Raw genomic sequence first — 16862 nt, 5'->3', positions numbered from 1 at the left:
TACCGGGCACAAACCAGGTTCGTCCGGCGTTGTCCCGGATGAATCATTCGAGCGATTCAACGGAGTGTGAGCAGCAGGCCATGGCGACTGATTATGATGCGCCGCGGAAGTCCGAAGAGGACCTCAGCGAGGACTCGATTGAGGAGCTGAAGACCCGCCGTGCCGAGAAACCCACGGCAGTGGTCGAGGAGGACGAGTCCGACCTCGCCGAAGGCTACGAGCTGCCCGGAGCCGACCTGTCCGGCGAGGAGCTCATGGTCCGCGTTATGCCCGCCCAGGCCGACGAGTTCACGTGTGCCTCGTGCTTCCTGGTCCGGCACCGCTCCCAGATAGCCCGGGAAAAGAACGGGCTGCTGTACTGCCGCGATTGTGAAGGGTAGGCGCGACTGTGAAGGCTAAGCGCGGCTACTTGCCGGTCAGAGCGGCGACGAGTTCTTCCGGACGCCGCGTGGAGGTCAGCCAGTACGGTGTGGGGTCCGACGGGTCGGCGATCTCGATCCTGACCACCGGGTCAATCCACCCCCGAATGCAGAGATAGGCCAGACCGTTCAGGCGCGTGCCGCGCTCTGCCGTTGCTTCTTTGCCGCGGTACGCCGCCGCCGCGCCGATCAGGTTGCGTCCGATGCTGGCCCGGCCCACCTGCAGGGTCCGTGTGGTCACCGCCACTGACGGCGTGGACAGGACCAGCAGCACTGCCTCGATGGCGAACAGCACAGCCGCTGCCGTGAAACCGGCGGCCATGCTGATGGGGGCGAAGACCAGGATGCCTGCCGATGCGATGCCCACTGCAACCACCCAGATCCACGCGCCGGGCCACAGCTTTTCGGAGAAAATTACGGTTTCGTCCGGTGAAGACGGGTTGCGGGCGGGGACGGCGGCGCTTGATTCGGGCATGCCCCCAAGCTTAGTGGCCAGTATGAGGAGGAGCCGCGCGGGCGATAGAGTGAGGGACTGTGACTGACGAATCAACGGCCATGACATCCCTGGCGCAGCAGGCGCCCGCAGCGCAGCAGATCCCAACAGTGCAGCAGCCCCCCGCGAGTGCCGCCGCTGCGCAGCCGCCCAGGGCAGAGTTCGGAGCACCCACGGTGCAGGTGCAGCTGAAAATGCTCGACGACGGCCTGGAGGCTCCGTCGTACGCCCACCCCGGTGACGCCGGTGCGGACCTGCGGGCCCGCGAAGATGTGGTGCTCGAGCCGGGCGAGCGGCGGCTCGTCCCCACCGGTGTATCCATCGCCCTGCCGGATGGCTTTGTGGCCCTGATCCACCCCCGCTCGGGCCTTGCCACCAAGCACGGGCTCACGGTCGTGAACGCACCGGGAACCGTCGACGCCGGCTACCGGGGGGAGATCGCGGTGACCCTGCTCAACACCGACCGCGACCAGGCCATAGAACTGCGGCGCGGCGATAGAATTGCACAGATGGTGATCCAGCGCGTGGAGCACGCGCAGTTCGTCGCCGTGGGTGAGCTGAACGACTCTGTCCGCGGTGCCGGCGGGTTCGGCTCCACAGGCGGGTTTGCCGTTCCGGGCACGTAGCGGCTCAACACCCGCTGGGCTGCACACCCGCCCTTCCGGGCGCGCGACATGATCACAACTAAGGAGACAACGCATGGTTTTTGGGCGGGGCAAGAAAGCCAAGAAGCACGAATCGGCAGAGCCGGAGGACGTCCAGGAGGACAGCACCCCGGATCCGGCCGGGAATGCTGCGGATGACCGCAGGGCCAACGGCCCCTTCGACGTCTCCGAGATCAGCAGCCGCGACGGCTATGTGGACCTCGGCGCCCTGCTCATTGCACCCCGCGACGGACTCCAGCTCCGGCTTGAAGTCGAGGAAGCAACACAGCGCGTCGTCGCCGTAACCATGGACCTCGAGGGGTCGAGCCTGCAGCTGCAGGCGTTTGCCGCGCCCCGTTCCGAAGGGCTCTGGGATGAGATCCGGGAGCAGATCGGGCAGTCCGTCGGCGGCCAGGGCGGCCAGGTTGAGGAGATCCCGGGGGACTACGGCGTCGAACTCATGGCCAAGCTCCCGGCCGGCGCCCCGGACGGCAGCCAGGGTTACCGGGTCGCCCGCTTCGTCGGCGTCGACGGCCCCCGCTGGTTCCTGCGCGGCGTTTTCGGCGGCCAGGCCGCGCTGGACCGTGAAGCGGCCGCCGGCCTCGAGGACCTGTTCCGGAAGATCGTGGTCATCCGGGGCGAGAACCCCATGCCGCCGAGGGACCTGTTGCAGCTGCGCCTGCCCAAGGACGCCGCGGGATCCGTGCCCCCCGCAGCGCCGGACCTGGAGCAGCCCGAGCGCGGGCCGGAGATCACCCAGATTGGTTGATGCAGGCGGCCCGCAGGACCAAGCGGTACCCATCCGCGGGCTGCCCGAGCGCGGGCGCGTCCTGTGCCACGGATTTATCGAGTCGGTGACCTACGCGCCCCCGTCGGAGGTGGCAGCCTTCACGGCCATCGTCTCGGACCACGACGCCCCGGTCACGGAGCGGCGCGGGCGGCTGCGGGTCATCTGGCTGGGCCGCCGCCGCATTCCGGGAATCGACGCCGGGACGGAACTCAGGCTCGACGGCATGCTTACCGTTAAGGAAGGTATGCCCACCATGTTCAACCCCCGCTACGAGATACTGTCCCGCCAGGAGAACCAATGACTTTGCCTGAGAACCCCGATTCGGGACCGGGCCGCGAAGAACCCAAACCTGCGCCCGAGAACCCGGGTTTTGCGGGGCTGGCCGAGGACTATGCGTCCAAGGCTGGGCTGCACCGCACTCACGACGGCCGCATCGACGTCCTGAAGAGCGCCGGCGGGTACCAGGGAATCGCAGAGAGCATCCTGCCCGGCCTGGTCTTCCTGGTCGCCTTCACCGCCACCACCGCGCTGACGCCGTCGCTCATTGCCGCGCTGGGCACCGCCGCCGTTTTTACCGTGGTCCGGCTGGTGCAGCGCCGCCCGCTGACCCAGGCGCTGGCCGGCGTCGTCGGTGTTGGCATCTCGGCCTGGCTCGCCAACACCACGGGCAAGGCCGAGGACTTCTACCTTCCGGGATTCCTGACGAACACGGCCTACATTGTGGCGATGGTCATCTCCATCGCCGTCCGCTGGCCGATCGCCGGACTGCTGTTCGGGTTTATCCGCAATGAAGGCCTGGACTGGCGCAAGGACCCGGTCCGCGTCCGCGCCTACCGGCTGGGCACGTGGATCATCGTCAGTGTGCTGGTGCTGCGCCTGCTGGTGCAGGTTCCCCTGTACCTGATGGGTCCGGACGGGTTGGCGGCGCTGGCCACCACCAGGCTCATCATGGGTGCGCCGCTGTACATCCTCGGCGTGTGGATCGCCTGGCTGGTTACGCGGCCGGCGGCAACGCCTGACGGTCAGCCGTCGAAGCCGTCGTCATCCGGCTGATCTGCGGCCGCCGGGCCTCCAGTCGCCCGGGCCGGGGTTGCCGGGGCGCCTTCCTCTGACGAAACGGCCGACGCCGGGACCTCGTCCCGTGCGCGCCCGTCGCCTGACGCCTGCGCGTCGCTTGAACCCTGTCCGTCGCTTGAGCTGGGCGACAGCAGTTCGCGCAACTGGTCCTCGGCCGCGATGGTGGTGACAAAAAACAGTTCGTCGCCACCGTCGATGACGTCGTCCCGGCTGGGCGTGATCGGTGCCTGGTCCCGCAGGATGGCCACCAGCGTGGAGTCCTCCGGCCAGTCGATGTCGCCCACCGTCAGCCCGATGGCGTGGGAGTCATGCGGCACCGTGAACTCGACGATGGAAGACACGCCCGTCTGCAGAGTCAGGAGCCGGACCAGGTCGCCGATTTCCACGGCCTCCTCCACCAGGGCCGTCATGAGCTGCGGCGTGTTCACCGCAACGTCCACACCCCAGGAGTCATTGAACATCCAGTCGTTCTTCGGGTTGTTCACCCGGCCCACGGTGCGCCCGATGCCGAACTCGGTCTTGGCCAGCAGCGAGACAACGAGGTTCACCTTGTCATCGCCCGTCGCCGATACCACCACGTCTGCGTCCTCGAGCTTCGCGTCCTGCAGGGTGCTCAGCTCGCAGGCATCGCCCACCAGCCAGTGCGCCCCGCGCAGGCCGCTGCGCCCGATCACTTCGGGCTTGAGGTCAATGAGCAGGATCTCGTGCTTGTGGGCCAGCAGCTCACGGGCGATCGAGGAGCCGACGCTTCCGGCCCCGACGATGACGACTTTCACTTAGGACTCCTTGGCGGGTGCTTTGGCGAGGATGTGGGCGACTTCGGATGAGCGGTCCACCCGCAGCATGGCATGCACCGTATCGCCGTCCTGGTAGGAGGTGCCCGCAGCGGGCAGCATTCCCTCGCCGAACCTGGTCAGGTAGGCAACCCGGACGTCGGCCACCTTTTCGATGGAGGACACCGGATGGCCCACCCATTCCGGGTGGAGGTCGAGTTCGGCCAGCACGAGGCGGCCGGATGGGTCGCGGAAGTCCCCGGCAAGGTGCTGTTCGGGAAGGATGCGGCGCAGGACCTGGTCGGCGCTCCAGCGCACCGCGGCCACTGTGGGGATGCCCAGGCGCTGGTAGATCTCGGCGCGGCCGGGATCGTAGATGCGGGCCACCACGTGCGGTACGTGGAACGTCTCGCGCGCCACCCTGGTTGCCAGGATGTTGGAGTTGTCGCCGCTGGACACGGCCGCAAACGCATAGGCATCTGCGACGCCCGCCTGCTTCAGCGTGTCGCGGTCAAAGCCGACTCCGGTGACTTTCCGGCCGGTGAAGCCCGAGCGGAGGCGGCGGAAGGCGCGGTCGTCCTGGTCGATGATGGCCACGGAATGGCCGGCATCCTCGAGCGTGTGCGCCAAGGTGGCCCCGACGCGTCCACAACCCATGATCACGAAGTGCGCCACGCGTTCTCTCCTCAACTCTCGCCGACTGCTCCGTAAGACTCTACCGCCGGAAACCTGCCATGACATCGCGTGCGAATCAGACTAACTTTGTGTGGTGCTGACAATTCTGAATGCCGTGAAGCGCGTGCTGGTGGGAAGGCCCTTCCGGAACGACAGGATGGCCCACACCCTCCTGCCGAAGAGGATCGCGCTGCCCATCTTCGCCTCGGATGCATTGTCCTCCGTGGCCTATGCCCCAGATGAGATTCTCCTCACGCTGGCCCTGGCCGGCGTGAGCGCGGTGACCATTTCCCCGCTCGTGGGCCTCGCCGTCATGGTGGTCCTGCTCACGGTCGTGGCGTCCTACCGGCAAAACGTCCACGCCTACCCTTCCGGCGGCGGGGACTACGAGATCGCCAACGAAAACCTGGGCAAGTACGCGGGGCTGACGGTGGCGTCCGCCCTGCTGGTGGACTATGTCCTGACTGTCGCCGTGTCCATGTCCTCCGCAGCCACCTACCTCACCACTGCGATCCCTTCGCTCCACGGACAGCAGGCCATGATCGCCACCGTCGGCGTAGTGGTCCTGGCGCTCGTCAACCTGCGCGGCATCAAGGAAGCCGGCAGCGTTTTCGCGGTGCCGACGTACATCTTCATGGCCTCCATCCTGGGCATGACCGTCGTCGGAATTTTCCAGGCCGTGACCGGCCAGCTGGGCCAGGCGCCGTCGGCCGCGTTCACGATTGTCCCCGCACCCGGCTTCGACGAGGGACTCGTGGGCCTCGCCGGCGCATTCCTGCTGCTGCGCGCCTTTTCCTCCGGCGCCGCCGCCCTGACCGGTGTGGAAGCCATCAGCAACGGCGTGCCGAACTTCCAGAAGCCCAAGAGCAAGAACGCGGCCACCACGCTGCTGCTGCTCGGGATCATCGCCTCGGCCATGCTGGCAGGGATCATCTACCTGGCCAACGCCACCAAGGTGCATATCGTGCTGGACCCGGCCACCGAGTTCCTGCTCAACGGCCAGCCGCTGCCCGAGGGCTATATCCAGAACCCGGCCATCAGCCAGATTGCCCAGACCATCTTCGGCGCCGGGTCCATTCCGTTCTACATAGTGGTCGCGGCCACCGGCGTCATCCTGGTGTTTGCCTCCAATACAGCCTTTAACGGCTTTCCGGTGCTCGGCTCCATCCTTGCCCAGGACGGCTACCTGCCCCGGCAGCTGCGCACCCGCGGCGACCGGCTCGCCTTCAGCAACGGCGTGCTCGCCCTGGCCGCAGGGGCGCTCGTGCTCATCCTTGCGTTCAACGCGGACGTGACCAAGCTCATCCAGCTGTATATCGTCGGTGTTTTCATCTCGTTCACTGCCAGCCAGCTGGGCATGGTCCGGCACTGGGGCCGCGAGCTGAAACTGGCGAAGGACAAGGCCGTCCGGCGCCGGATTTTCAAGTCGCGCACCATCAACATGGTCGGCTTCGGCATGACCGCGCTGGTGCTGGTGATCGTGCTGATCACCAAGTTTGAGCAGGGGGCCTGGATTGCCCTGCTCGCCATGGTCGTGCTGTTCCTCATCATGTGGAGCATCCGCGCCCACTACGACAACGTGGCCAAGGAACTGGCGGTCGACGAGGATTCCTCTCCCCGTGCCCTGCCCACCCGCGTGCACGCCGTGCTGCTGGTGTCCCATGTCCGCAAGCCCGTGCTCCGGGCGCTGGCCTACGCCCGTGCCTCCCGGCCGTCGCGGCTGGACGCCATTACGGTGGACATCAACGCCGAGGAAACAGCGCACACCCTCGCCGACTGGGAGAAACTGGAGATCCCGGTCCCGCTGACCATCCTGGCCAGCCCCTACCGCGAGACGGTCACACCGATCATGGACTACATCAAGAACATGCGCCGGGATTCGCCCCGCGATCTGATCGTGGTCTACATCCCTGAGTACGTCGTGGGTAAATGGTGGGAGCAGCTGGTGCACAACCAGACAGCCCTCCGCATCAAGACCCGGCTCCACTTTGAGCCGGGCGTCATGGTTGCCAGCGTTCCCTGGCAGCTCAAATCATCCGAAGAAGCCAAGAGACTGCAGGACATTCAATGAGTTCGGACACCCAGACCACCTCCACCGGACTCGAACTGGTTGTCGACGTCGGCCCCGTGGCCCACGGCGGACACTGTGTGGCCCGCCACGAGGGCCGCGTGGTCTTCGTCCGCCATGGCATTCCGGGGGAGCGGGTGCGGGTCCGGCTCACCGACGCCGAAGAGAAGGCCAAGTTCTGGCGCGCGGACGTCGTGGAGGTCCTGGATGCTTCGCCGGACCGGGTGCCGCACTTCTGGCGGACCGCCGATTCTGCCAGCTCATGGGCGCACGGACGCCCGCCGGTCGGCGGCGCCGAACTTGGCCACGTGTCGCTGCAGCGCCAACGGAGCCTCAAATCGGAGGTGCTGGCCGAACAGCTAAAGCGGCTGGCCGCCGTCGAACTCTCCCCTGAGGTGGAACCCGCCGGTACCGTAAAGGCCGAAAATACGGGCGACGGCGTGCCGGGCCTTGCGTGGCGCACGCGCGCCAGCTTTGGCGTCACCCAGAGCGGCCGGCTCGGCATGCACGCCCACCGCTCCGACCAGGTGATTCCCGTCCAGGAAATGCCGCTGGCCGTCGACGGGATCAACGCCCTGCGGCTCTGGGACGTGGACCTTCAGGGCATCGAGCGGGTGGAGGTGGCCGCGCCCGCCAACGGAACGCGGCCGCTCGTGCTGCTGGCCCCCGCCCCCGGGACCCGCGCCAAACGGCTGAACTCCATCCTGTCCCAGCTTCCCGCGGACGTGTCCGTGGCGAGTTACGATCCTCTCAAGAATGAGACCCTGCAGCTCCGCGGCCGGACCTGGGTGCAGGAATCTGCGGCCGGCCACGAGTACCGGGTTACGGGTGCGGGGTTCTGGCAGATCCACCGCGACGCACCGGAAACCCTGGTGGGTGCCGTCACCGGCTTCCTGCACGACGGCGGATTCCTGGAACCCGGCGCCGCGGTGGCGGACCTCTATGCCGGTGCCGGCCTGTTCACGGCCCCGCTGGCTGACGCGGTGGGGGAGACCGGGTCCGTCCTGTCGGTGGAGGGAGCCCCCGGCACCAGCCGGGACGCCCGGAAGAACCTGCACGGTTCACCGCAGGTGGAGATCGTGCAGGGCAAAGTGGAACGGGTGCTGCGGCAGCGGCCCCGCCAGTTCGACGCCCTCATTCTCGACCCGCCGCGCGCCGGCGCGGGCAAGGCCGTGGTCAGCCAGCTGATTGACTCGAAACCCCGGGCAATCGCGTACGTTTCCTGCGACCCGTCGTCGTTCGCACGCGACATTGGTTACTTCCAGCAGGGCGGCTGGCAGCTGGCTGGGCTGCGGGCCTTCGACCTGTATCCGCACACGCACCACCTCGAGACTGTCGCACTGCTGACTCCCCGCGGCTGATGCCACTACTATGGGCCGTGTAGCCCCTGTCGCGCCCGTGTTCCCGGCTGACCATGCAGTTTGATGCGACCGGCACTAATTAGGGTGTCCTAACTAGCAAGCGGTCAACCGCGCGACAAAGATGAAACTGTTGCGAGAGGAGTCCTGCGATGAGCACTGTGGACAGCTTCGGTTCAAAAGGCAAACTTGATGTTGCCGGAACCGAATACGAAATTTTCCGGTTGAACTCCGTTGAAGGTTCAGAAACCCTTCCGTTCAGCCTTAAGGTATTGCTTGAAAACCTGCTAAGGACCGAGGACGGCGCGAACATCACCGCCGATCACGTTCGCGCCCTGGCAGGATGGGACCCGAATGCCCAGCCCGACACCGAAATCCAGTTCACGCCCGCCCGCGTGATCATGCAGGACTTCACTGGTGTTCCCTGCGTGGTGGACCTTGCCACCATGCGCGAGGCAGTCAAGGAGCTCGGCGGCGATCCGAAGAGGGTGAACCCGCTTGCTCCGGCCGAGATGGTTATTGACCACTCCGTCCAGATCGACGTTTTCGGTAACTCCGGCGCACTGGAGCGCAACATGGAGATCGAATACCAGCGCAATGGTGAGCGCTACCAGTTCCTGCGCTGGGGCCAGACCGCGTTCGACGACTTCAAGGTTGTCCCGCCGGGAACCGGCATCGTGCACCAGGTCAACATCGAATACCTGGCCCGCACCATCATGACCCGCACCGTTGACGGCGCCCTGCGCGCCTACCCCGACACCTGCGTCGGCACCGACTCGCACACCACCATGGTGAACGGCATGGGCGTGCTCGGCTGGGGAGTCGGCGGCATCGAAGCCGAGGCGGCCATGCTCGGCCAGCCGGTTTCCATGCTCATCCCGCGCGTGGTCGGCTTCAAGCTCAGCGGCAGCATTCCTGCCGGTGCCACCGCCACCGACGTGGTGCTCACCATCACCGAGATGCTGCGCAAGCACGGTGTTGTGGGCAAGTTCGTGGAGTTCTACGGCGAAGGCGTTGCCGCGGTGCCGCTGGCCAACCGCGCCACCATCGGCAACATGAGCCCGGAGTTCGGCTCCACGGCTGCCATGTTCCCGATCGACGACGTCACCCTCGACTACCTGCGCCTCACCGGCCGGCCCGAGGAGAACGTTGCACTGGTGGAGGCATACGCCAAGGAGCAGGGCCTCTGGCACGATCCGTCCCGCGAACTGCGCTTCTCCGAGTACCTTGAGCTGGACCTCTCCACTGTGGTTCCGTCGATCGCCGGCCCGAAGCGTCCGCAGGACCGCATCGAGCTGACCGAGGCCAAGGACGAGTTCCGCCACGACCTCAAGAACTACGTCACCCACGACGCCGACGCCGGCTCGCTGGATGAGTCGCTGGAGGAATCCTTCCCGGCTTCCGACCCGCCCTCGTTCACCACCGGCGCCACGCACGTGACCGACAGCGACCGCGTTCCGCCGAAGTACTCCGCCGCGCACGGTGCCGAGGGCCGCACCTCCAGCCCCGTCGCCGTGAAGATGGAGGACGGCCGCGAGTTCGACTTGGACCACGGAGCGGTGACCATCGCGTCGATCACCTCGTGCACCAACACGTCCAACCCGTCGGTCATGCTTGCCGCCGCCGTGCTGGCCCGCAACGCCGTGAACAAGGGCCTCACCGCCAAGCCGTGGGTCAAGACCTCTGTCGCCCCCGGTTCCAAGGTGGTCACCGACTACTACGAGAAGTCGGGCCTGACCCCGTACCTGGAGAAGCTCGGCTTCTACATCGTGGGCTACGGCTGCGCCACCTGCATCGGCAACTCCGGTCCGCTGGAAACCGAGATCTCCGAGGCCATCCAGGCCAACGACCTCGCCGTCAGCGCGGTGCTCTCGGGCAACCGCAACTTCGAAGGCCGCATCAACCCGGACGTCAAGATGAACTACCTGGCCTCCCCGCCGCTGGTCATCGCCTACGCCCTGGCCGGTTCCATGGACTTCGACTTCGAAACCGACCCTCTGGGCAAGGACGAAGCAGGCAACGACGTCTTCCTGAAGGACATCTGGCCCAACCCGGTGGAGGTCCAGGAAGTCATCGACTCCTCCATCGACAAGGAGATGTTCGCCAAGGGCTACGAGGGCGTCTTCGAGGGCGACGACCGCTGGAAGGCGCTCGACACCCCCGCCGGCGACACCTTCGCCTGGGACGAGAAGTCCACGTACGTCCGGAAGCCCCCGTACTTCGAGGGCATGAAGGCCCAGCCGGAGCCCGTGCAGGACATCGCCGGTGCCCGCGTGCTGCTCAAGCTCGGCGACTCTGTCACGACCGACCACATCTCCCCGGCCGGCTCGTTCAAGTCGGACACCCCCGCCGGCCAGTACCTGCTGGCCAACGGCGTGGAGCGCAAGGACTTCAACTCCTACGGCTCGCGCCGTGGCAACCACGAGGTCATGATCCGCGGCACGTTCGCGAACATCCGCATCAAGAACCAGCTCCTGGACGGCGTGGAGGGTGGCTTCACCCGCGACTTCACCCAGGCTGACGGCCCGCAGGCCTACGTCTACGACGCCGCACAGAACTACCAGGCAGCCGGCACCCCGCTGGTGGTCCTGGCCGGCAAGGAGTACGGCTCCGGTTCGTCCCGTGACTGGGCAGCCAAGGGCACGGCACTGCTGGGCGTCAAGGCCGTTATTGCTGAGAGCTACGAGCGAATCCACCGCTCCAACCTCATCGGCATGGGCGTTCTTCCGCTGCAGTTCCCGGCCGGCGAATCCGCTGCCACGCTGGGCCTGACGGGCACGGAAACCTTCGCTGTGGAGGGCGTCACCGCCCTGAACGAAGGCACCACGCCCAAGACCCTCAAGGTCACCGCCACCGCCGAGGACGGATCCACCAAGTCCTTCGACGCAGTGCTCCGCATTGACACCCCGGGTGAAGCGGACTACTACCGCAACGGCGGCATCCTGCAGTACGTCCTGCGCCAGATCTCCGCTAACTAGCGGGATTTAGCCGGGCCAGCCCCGGTATGCAGTGCGATGAGGCCCCGGCCGGTCAACTGACCGGCCGGGGCTTCTGCGTTGCCGCCAGCGCGGAGGCGCTACAGTTAATAGGCATGTCTACCAGCCGAAGGAGGGGCCGTTGGGAATCTTGGAGACCATCCGGAATCCGCAGGACCTGAGCAAGTTGTCTGCGGCGCAGCTGGATCAGCTGGTCGCCGAGATCAGGGAATTCCTGATCGGCAACGTCTCCCAGACGGGAGGGCACCTTGGTCCCAACCTCGGCGTCGTCGAACTGACCATGGCGGTGCACCGGATCTTCGATTCGCCCCGCGACAGCATCGTCTTTGACACCGGCCACCAGTCGTACGTGCACAAGCTCCTCACCGGGCGGCACGACTTCAGCACCCTCCGCCAGCAGGGGGGCCTGTCCGGCTACCCGGACCGCGCCGAGTCCGAGCACGACATCGTCGAAAGCTCCCATGCTTCATCCTCGCTGTCCTGGGCCGACGGCATTTCCCGCGCCCGCCAGCTGACCGGTGACGGCGACCGGTACGTCGTCGCCGTCGTCGGGGACGGCGCCCTCACCGGCGGCATGGCCTGGGAAGCCATCAACAACATCGCCGCGGACAAGAAGCGCCGTGTTGTGATTGTGGTGAACGACAACGGCCGCTCCTACGCCCCGACCGTCGGCGGCTTCGCCGACTACCTGGCGTCCCTGCGCCCCACCATCGACTCCCTCCGCGCGGCACCTGCCTACGAAGGCGCCCTGGACTGGTGGAAGAAAAAGCTCCAGAACGGCGGCCCCGCCGGCCAGTTCACCTACAAGAGCCTGCACGCCATGAAAAAGGGCATCAAGGACTGGTGGGCACCGCAGGGCATGTTCGAGGACCTCGGCATGAAGTACATCGGCCCTGTGGACGGCCATAACCTCCAGGCCATGGAACACGCCCTCTCCACCGCCAGGAACTTCGCCGGCCCGGTCATCGTGCACGCCATGACGGAGAAGGGCCACGGGTACGCGCCTGCCCGCGCGCACGAAGCGGACCAGTTCCACGCCGTCGGGGTCATTGACCCAGAAACGGGCGAGCCCGCAGAAGCCGGCGGGGCCAAATCCTGGACGTCGGTGTTCGCTGATGAAATCGCCGCCATCGCCGATGAGCGCAAGGACATCGTGGGCATCACCGGCGCCATGCTCATCCCGGTCGGGCTGCACAAGTTCGCCGCACGGTACCCGGAGCGCGTGTTCGACGTCGGCATCGCCGAGCAGCACGCGCTCACCTCCGCGGCGGGCATGGCTTTCGGCGGGCTGCACCCCGTGGTGGCCGTCTACGCCACCTTCCTCAACCGCGCCTTCGACCAGCTGCTTATGGACGTCGCCCTGCACAAGGCCGGCGTGACAGTTGTCCTGGACCGCGCCGGCGTCACCGGCCCCGACGGCGCCAGCCACCACGGGATGTGGGACATGGCCATGGTCCAGATCGTTCCCGGGCTGCACCTGGCCGCGCCGCGCGACGCCACCAGGCTCCGCGAGGAGCTCCGCGAGGCCGTCGCCATTGAGGACGCCCCCACTGTCATCCGCTATTCCAAGGGAACCGTCGGCGCCGAGGTCGAGGCCATCGAGCGGTTGGCCGACGGCGTGGACGTGCTGTCCCGCCGCCCGGCCGGATCCACCGAGAACGATGTCCTGATCGTCAGCGTGGGCGCCATGTCCGAGCTGGCCCTGAACGTCGCCAACCGGCTGGGCGCCCAGGGCATCAGCTCCACCGTCGTGGATCCGCGCTGGGTCCTCCCGGTCAGGAAGTCCATCATTGCCCTGGCCGCCAGGCACCGCCTCGTCATCTGCATCGAGGACGGCGTCCGGGCCGGGGGAGTCGGGTCCAGGATCCGCCAGGAGATGCGCGCCGCCGGCGTGGATACCGCCCTGAACGAGGTGGGCCTGCCGGTCGAATTCCTGGACCACGGCACCCGGAGCCAAGTGCTGGAACGGGTAGGCCTTACGGCCCAGCAGATCACCCACGACGTCGTCGCCCAGGTCCTGGGGACCAAGGTTCCGTTCGCCCGTCCGCTCCCGGGCCAGGAACACCCCACCACCGGAAGCCTGCCCAAACTGTGAGGGAGCCCGATTCCCTTCAGCCAGGCGAACTGGTGGTGTCCCGGAACCGCAAATGGGACGGTTCGGCGCACTGGGTGGTTCCCGGCAGGTACCTCGGCGAGGACCGGCACGGCTGGTGGATTTTCCAGCCCGCCAATGAGTTCTGCTCCCGCCCCGGCGCCGCCTTCTACACGGCATCCGATGCCGTGCTCCTGGTTCCGCGGACCGGGGAGTTCGTGGTCACCTTCTACGACGACACCTACCCCGGCGACTTCCGCGTCTACGTCGACCTGGCCACCGGCCATGAGTGGCGCAGGATCAAGCCAGACGTGACGGAATTCCATGTCATCGACATGGACCTCGACGTGATCCGCTCAGTGAAGCGCGGCGTGTTCGTCGACGACGAGGACGAGTTCGCCGAGCACCGGCTCCGCATGGAGTACCCTGAGACGCTGGTGCGCGCCATGCAGGCTGAGTGCGACGCCCTGTTTCTTGCCGTCAAGGGCCAGGATGCTCCCTTCGACGGCACCGACACCACCTGGTTTACGAGAGGACGGGCATGAGCGGAATTATCCGGGTCTACAAGCGCGACGACGAGGGGACCCTGCTGTTCCGTGAAGCATGGTACGACGAGGACTACGGCCAGTTCGTCATGAACCACGGCGCCGTAGGCCACCAGAGCAAGACCCAGGAGACCGACGTGCCGGACGCCGAGGCCGCCGACCGCCTGATGGACGCCTTCGAGATGGCATGCACCGAGGACGGCTACGCCGAGATTCCCGATGAGGAGCAGTACTGGGTGGTGGCCCAGTACGCACTCAAGACCAGGGAGGGCACCAGCCGCGACCGCTACCTGGAGGAAAAGGCGAAGGACGCACTTTCCGGCCACCTGGCCTGGCGCGGCCTGGGCATTGTGGACCGCTCGGAATTCAGCGACGCCAAGCTCAACATCTTCTGCCTCTGCCCGGACGTGAACAAGGCCGTAAACGCGATCAAGGTCTGCATCCGCGGCGAGGACCTGGACTTCACCAAGCTGAGCATTGGAGCCGCCCCTTTCAGCGACCCCTCAGCCCTTAAGCTCAAGCACTCACCCAAGCAGGTGACCAGCTTCACCCTCTAACCCAGCTTCACCCTCTAAATCAGTTCAGCACCTACAGCAGTTCAGCACCTACAGCAGTCAAAGCACCAGGAAGGCAGAACGTCATGACGAAGAAGTCAGCCCAGCCGGGACGCACGCCGCTTCCGCGGGGCCTCGCCTCGCCCGACCGCAGAATCCTCGCCCACTCCGGCGTGGAGTCCCTTGAGCAGCTGGCGCAGTTCGGCCGGCGCCAGCTGGCCGCGCTGCCGGGCATCTGCCCGCGGACCCTGGCCCAGCTCCAGGATGCGCTGGAGGAGCACGGCCTGGACTTCGCCTCCGCCTGAGCGGGCGAAAGCTGCCGCCTGCGCCGTTATAGGGTGATTCCATGACTGAATACCGCCGTCTTGGAAAATCCGGACTGACCGTCTCCGTCGTGGGCCTCGGCTGCAACAACCTTGGCCGGGCAAACACGGTGACCGAATCGCAGGAGGGGACGGACGCCGTCGTGCATGCCGCCCTCGACGCCGGGGTGACCCTCTTCGACGTCGCCGACACCTACGGCCGCGAACCCGGACTCAGCGAAACGATGCTCGGCAAGGCTCTGGGGGCCAGGCGCGACGACGTCGTGGTGGCCACCAAGTTCGGCATGGACATGCGCGGGGCCAACGGCGAGGACTTCGGCGCCCGCGGATCGCGCCGCTATGTCATCCGCGCCGCGGAGGCCTCGCTGCGCCGGCTCGGCACCGACTACATCGACCTGTACCAGTTCCACACGCCCGATCCCCAGACGCCGATCGAGGAGACCCTCGACGCGCTGAACGACCTCGTCACCAGCGGCAAGGTCCGGTACATCGGCCACTCGAACCGTGCCGGCTGGCAGATCGCCGAGGCCGAATTCGTGGCCCGCGCCCGCGGCGGGGCCCGGTTTGTCTCCGCGCAGAACCACTACAACCTCCTGGACCGCCGCGCGGAGCAGGAGGTCACCCCGGCTGCCGAAGCGTACGGGCTGGGCGTGCTGCCCTACTTCCCGCTGGCCAACGGCCTGCTGACCGGCAAGTACGCGCAGGACCAGGCACCGGAAGGATCACGTCTCAGCCACACCCGGACCAACCTGGTGCACGACGCCGACTGGCAGCAGCTGAAGGCGTTCAGCGCCTTCGCCGCCGCCCGCGACCTGACTGAAGTGCAGGTGGCCTTCTCCTGGCTCGCGGCGCAGCCCTCGGTCAGCAGCGTGATTGCCGGCGCCACCCGTCCGGAACAGGTCAGGCAGAACGCCGGGGCGGTGGCCTGGGTGCCGGACCGGGCCGAACTCGACGAACTGGATGCCATCTTCCCGCAGACCCCCAAGGTGGCCCTGTTCTGATGCCGTCCATCCTCATGGATGTTGACACCGGGATCGATGACGCCCTCGCGCTGGTCTACCTGCTCTCACGGCCGGAAGTCCGGGTTGAGGCCATTACGTGCACCGCGGGCAACGTGGGTGCGCGCCAGGTGGCAGTGAACAACCTCGCCCTGCTGGAGCTCTGCGGCCGGGCAGGGATTGAAGTTGCCGTGGGCGCGGAGGTGCCGCTGGAAATTCCGCTGCTCACCACGGAGGAAACCCACGGCCCGCAGGGGATCGGCTATGCCGAGCTCCCGCCCCCGAAGCAGGAGATTTCACCGCGGCATGCCGTGGACGTGTGGGTGGAAGCGGCCCGGGCACGCCCTGGTGAGATCACCGGGCTCATCACCGGGCCGCTGACGAACTTCGCCCTGGCCCTGCGGGTGGAACCTGACCTGCCCAAACTGCTCAAGGGTCTGGTTATCATGGGCGGCTGCTTCAATTACCAGGGCAACACGACGCCGACGGCGGAGTGGAACGTTTCCGTGGACCCGCACGCGGCCGCGGAAGTCTTCGCCGCCTACAGCGGCCTTCCGGAGGAGTGCCTTCCGGTGGTGTGTGCGCTCGAGACCACGGAACGCATCGAGCTGCGGCCCGAACACCTGCGGCGGCTCGCCGAGGCGGCCGGGGCCGAACCGGAACTTGTGCTGCCCGAACAGCCGGAGGGGCAGCGCAGCCGCTCGGCCAACCCGCTGGTAGCGTGCCTCTCGGATGCCATCCGCTTCTACATGGAGTTCCACCGGCTGTACGACCAGGGCTTCATCGCACACATGCATGATGCCTTCGCCGCCGCTGCGGCCATCGGGCGCACGCCGTACGGCACAAGGCTGGCTACCGTGCACGTGGAGACGGAGGCGCCCCGCCTGGTCGGGACCACCGTCGCCGACTTCCGGGGCATCTGGAAGGAGCCGTTCAACGCCAGGATCGTCACGTCGAACGACCCCGCGCAGTGCTTCGACGAGCTGATCTCCTCGGTGGGCGCGCTGGCCGCTACGGTGAGGAAACGGCCGTAGCACGCCGGGCCCGCGGGTCGGTA

The 16862-nt window shown here is 66.9% G+C and carries 17 protein-coding genes; 14 read left to right on the top strand and 3 right to left on the bottom strand.

What is annotated here, in order from left to right; genetic code table 11:
• Positions 1–80: 80 nt before the first annotated feature.
• Positions 81–380 carry a DUF4193 domain-containing protein gene (locus AC57BR_RS10785; RefSeq protein WP_496360333.1) on the top strand — a complete coding sequence of 100 codons (300 nt, stop codon included), beginning with the start codon at positions 81–83 and terminating at the stop codon, positions 378–380.
• 25 nt (positions 381–405) lie between these two features.
• Here AC57BR_RS10785 and AC57BR_RS10780 read toward each other — a convergent pair whose 3' ends face one another.
• On the bottom strand, positions 406–894 hold the full coding sequence (locus AC57BR_RS10780; RefSeq protein ID WP_496360331.1) for a DUF3093 domain-containing protein: 489 nt from the start codon (positions 892–894) through the stop codon (positions 406–408).
• A 59-nt stretch (positions 895–953) separates the two neighbouring features.
• Here AC57BR_RS10780 and dut point away from each other — a divergent pair, with 59 nt between their 5' ends.
• The 4 genes from dut to AC57BR_RS10760 all read left to right on the top strand — a co-directional run bounded on the left by dut (position 954) and on the right by AC57BR_RS10760 (position 3399).
• On the top strand, positions 954–1538 hold the full coding sequence (gene dut, locus AC57BR_RS10775; protein ID WP_496360329.1) for a dUTP diphosphatase: 585 nt from the start codon (positions 954–956) through the stop codon (positions 1536–1538).
• A gap of 73 nt (positions 1539–1611) precedes the next feature.
• On the top strand, positions 1612–2325 hold the full coding sequence (locus tag AC57BR_RS10770) for a DUF3710 domain-containing protein (RefSeq protein WP_496360327.1): 714 nt from the start codon (positions 1612–1614) through the stop codon (positions 2323–2325).
• Positions 2318–2647 carry a single stranded DNA-binding domain-containing protein gene (locus tag AC57BR_RS10765; RefSeq protein ID WP_496360325.1) on the top strand — a complete coding sequence of 110 codons (330 nt, stop codon included), beginning with the start codon at positions 2318–2320 and terminating at the stop codon, positions 2645–2647. The genes AC57BR_RS10770 and AC57BR_RS10765 overlap by 8 nt, the downstream gene beginning before the upstream one ends.
• A complete protein-coding gene (locus AC57BR_RS10760) occupies positions 2644–3399 on the top strand; it encodes a DUF3159 domain-containing protein (RefSeq protein ID WP_496360323.1) in 756 nt (251 codons plus the stop codon). Before AC57BR_RS10765 ends, AC57BR_RS10760 begins: the two co-directional genes overlap by 4 nt.
• Here AC57BR_RS10760 and AC57BR_RS10755 read toward each other — a convergent pair.
• Complete coding sequence (locus tag AC57BR_RS10755; protein ID WP_496360321.1) at positions 3369–4199, bottom strand: potassium channel family protein; 831 nt, start codon at positions 4197–4199, stop codon at positions 3369–3371. The genes AC57BR_RS10760 and AC57BR_RS10755 overlap by 31 nt on opposite strands.
• Positions 4200–4871 carry a potassium channel family protein gene (locus AC57BR_RS10750; protein WP_003801606.1) on the bottom strand — a complete coding sequence of 224 codons (672 nt, stop codon included), beginning with the start codon at positions 4869–4871 and terminating at the stop codon, positions 4200–4202.
• A gap of 94 nt (positions 4872–4965) precedes the next feature.
• Here AC57BR_RS10750 and AC57BR_RS10745 point away from each other — a divergent pair, with 94 nt between their 5' ends.
• The 9 genes from AC57BR_RS10745 to AC57BR_RS10705 all read left to right on the top strand — a co-directional run bounded on the left by AC57BR_RS10745 (position 4966) and on the right by AC57BR_RS10705 (position 16839).
• Positions 4966–6942 carry an APC family permease gene (locus AC57BR_RS10745; protein WP_496360551.1) on the top strand — a complete coding sequence of 659 codons (1977 nt, stop codon included), beginning with the start codon at positions 4966–4968 and terminating at the stop codon, positions 6940–6942.
• On the top strand, positions 6939–8300 hold the full coding sequence (locus tag AC57BR_RS10740) for a class I SAM-dependent RNA methyltransferase (protein WP_496360318.1): 1362 nt from the start codon (positions 6939–6941) through the stop codon (positions 8298–8300). Before AC57BR_RS10745 ends, AC57BR_RS10740 begins: the two co-directional genes overlap by 4 nt.
• Before the next feature lie 149 nt (positions 8301–8449).
• Positions 8450–11275 (top strand): aconitate hydratase, encoded by a 2826-nt coding sequence (locus AC57BR_RS10735; RefSeq protein ID WP_496360316.1) that lies wholly within the window; start codon positions 8450–8452, stop codon positions 11273–11275.
• 139 nt (positions 11276–11414) lie between these two features.
• Entirely contained in the window at positions 11415–13388 is a 1974-nt protein-coding gene (dxs, locus tag AC57BR_RS10730) for a 1-deoxy-D-xylulose-5-phosphate synthase (protein ID WP_496360314.1), read from the top strand.
• The gene (locus AC57BR_RS10725) at positions 13385–13930 is read left to right on the top strand and encodes a DUF402 domain-containing protein (protein ID WP_496360312.1); all 546 of its coding nucleotides are present in this window, start codon (positions 13385–13387) and stop codon (positions 13928–13930) included. The genes dxs and AC57BR_RS10725 overlap by 4 nt, the downstream gene beginning before the upstream one ends.
• Positions 13927–14487 (top strand): hypothetical protein, encoded by a 561-nt coding sequence (locus AC57BR_RS10720; protein ID WP_496360310.1) that lies wholly within the window; start codon positions 13927–13929, stop codon positions 14485–14487. The genes AC57BR_RS10725 and AC57BR_RS10720 overlap by 4 nt, the downstream gene beginning before the upstream one ends.
• Before the next feature lie 83 nt (positions 14488–14570).
• A complete protein-coding gene (locus AC57BR_RS10715) occupies positions 14571–14789 on the top strand; it encodes a helix-hairpin-helix domain-containing protein (protein WP_307101406.1) in 219 nt (72 codons plus the stop codon).
• 41 nt (positions 14790–14830) lie between these two features.
• The gene (locus AC57BR_RS10710; protein ID WP_496360308.1) at positions 14831–15808 is read left to right on the top strand and encodes an aldo/keto reductase; all 978 of its coding nucleotides are present in this window, start codon (positions 14831–14833) and stop codon (positions 15806–15808) included.
• Positions 15808–16839 (top strand): nucleoside hydrolase, encoded by a 1032-nt coding sequence (locus AC57BR_RS10705; protein WP_496360306.1) that lies wholly within the window; start codon positions 15808–15810, stop codon positions 16837–16839. Before AC57BR_RS10710 ends, AC57BR_RS10705 begins: the two co-directional genes overlap by 1 nt.
• Positions 16840–16862: the final 23 nt, after the last annotated feature.

It is taken from the genome of Arthrobacter sp. BGA-UO-ETr-C19, assembly GCF_059568005.1.
Note: the sequence above shows the minus strand (reverse complement) of the source record. Positions and strands in the feature narration are given on the sequence as shown.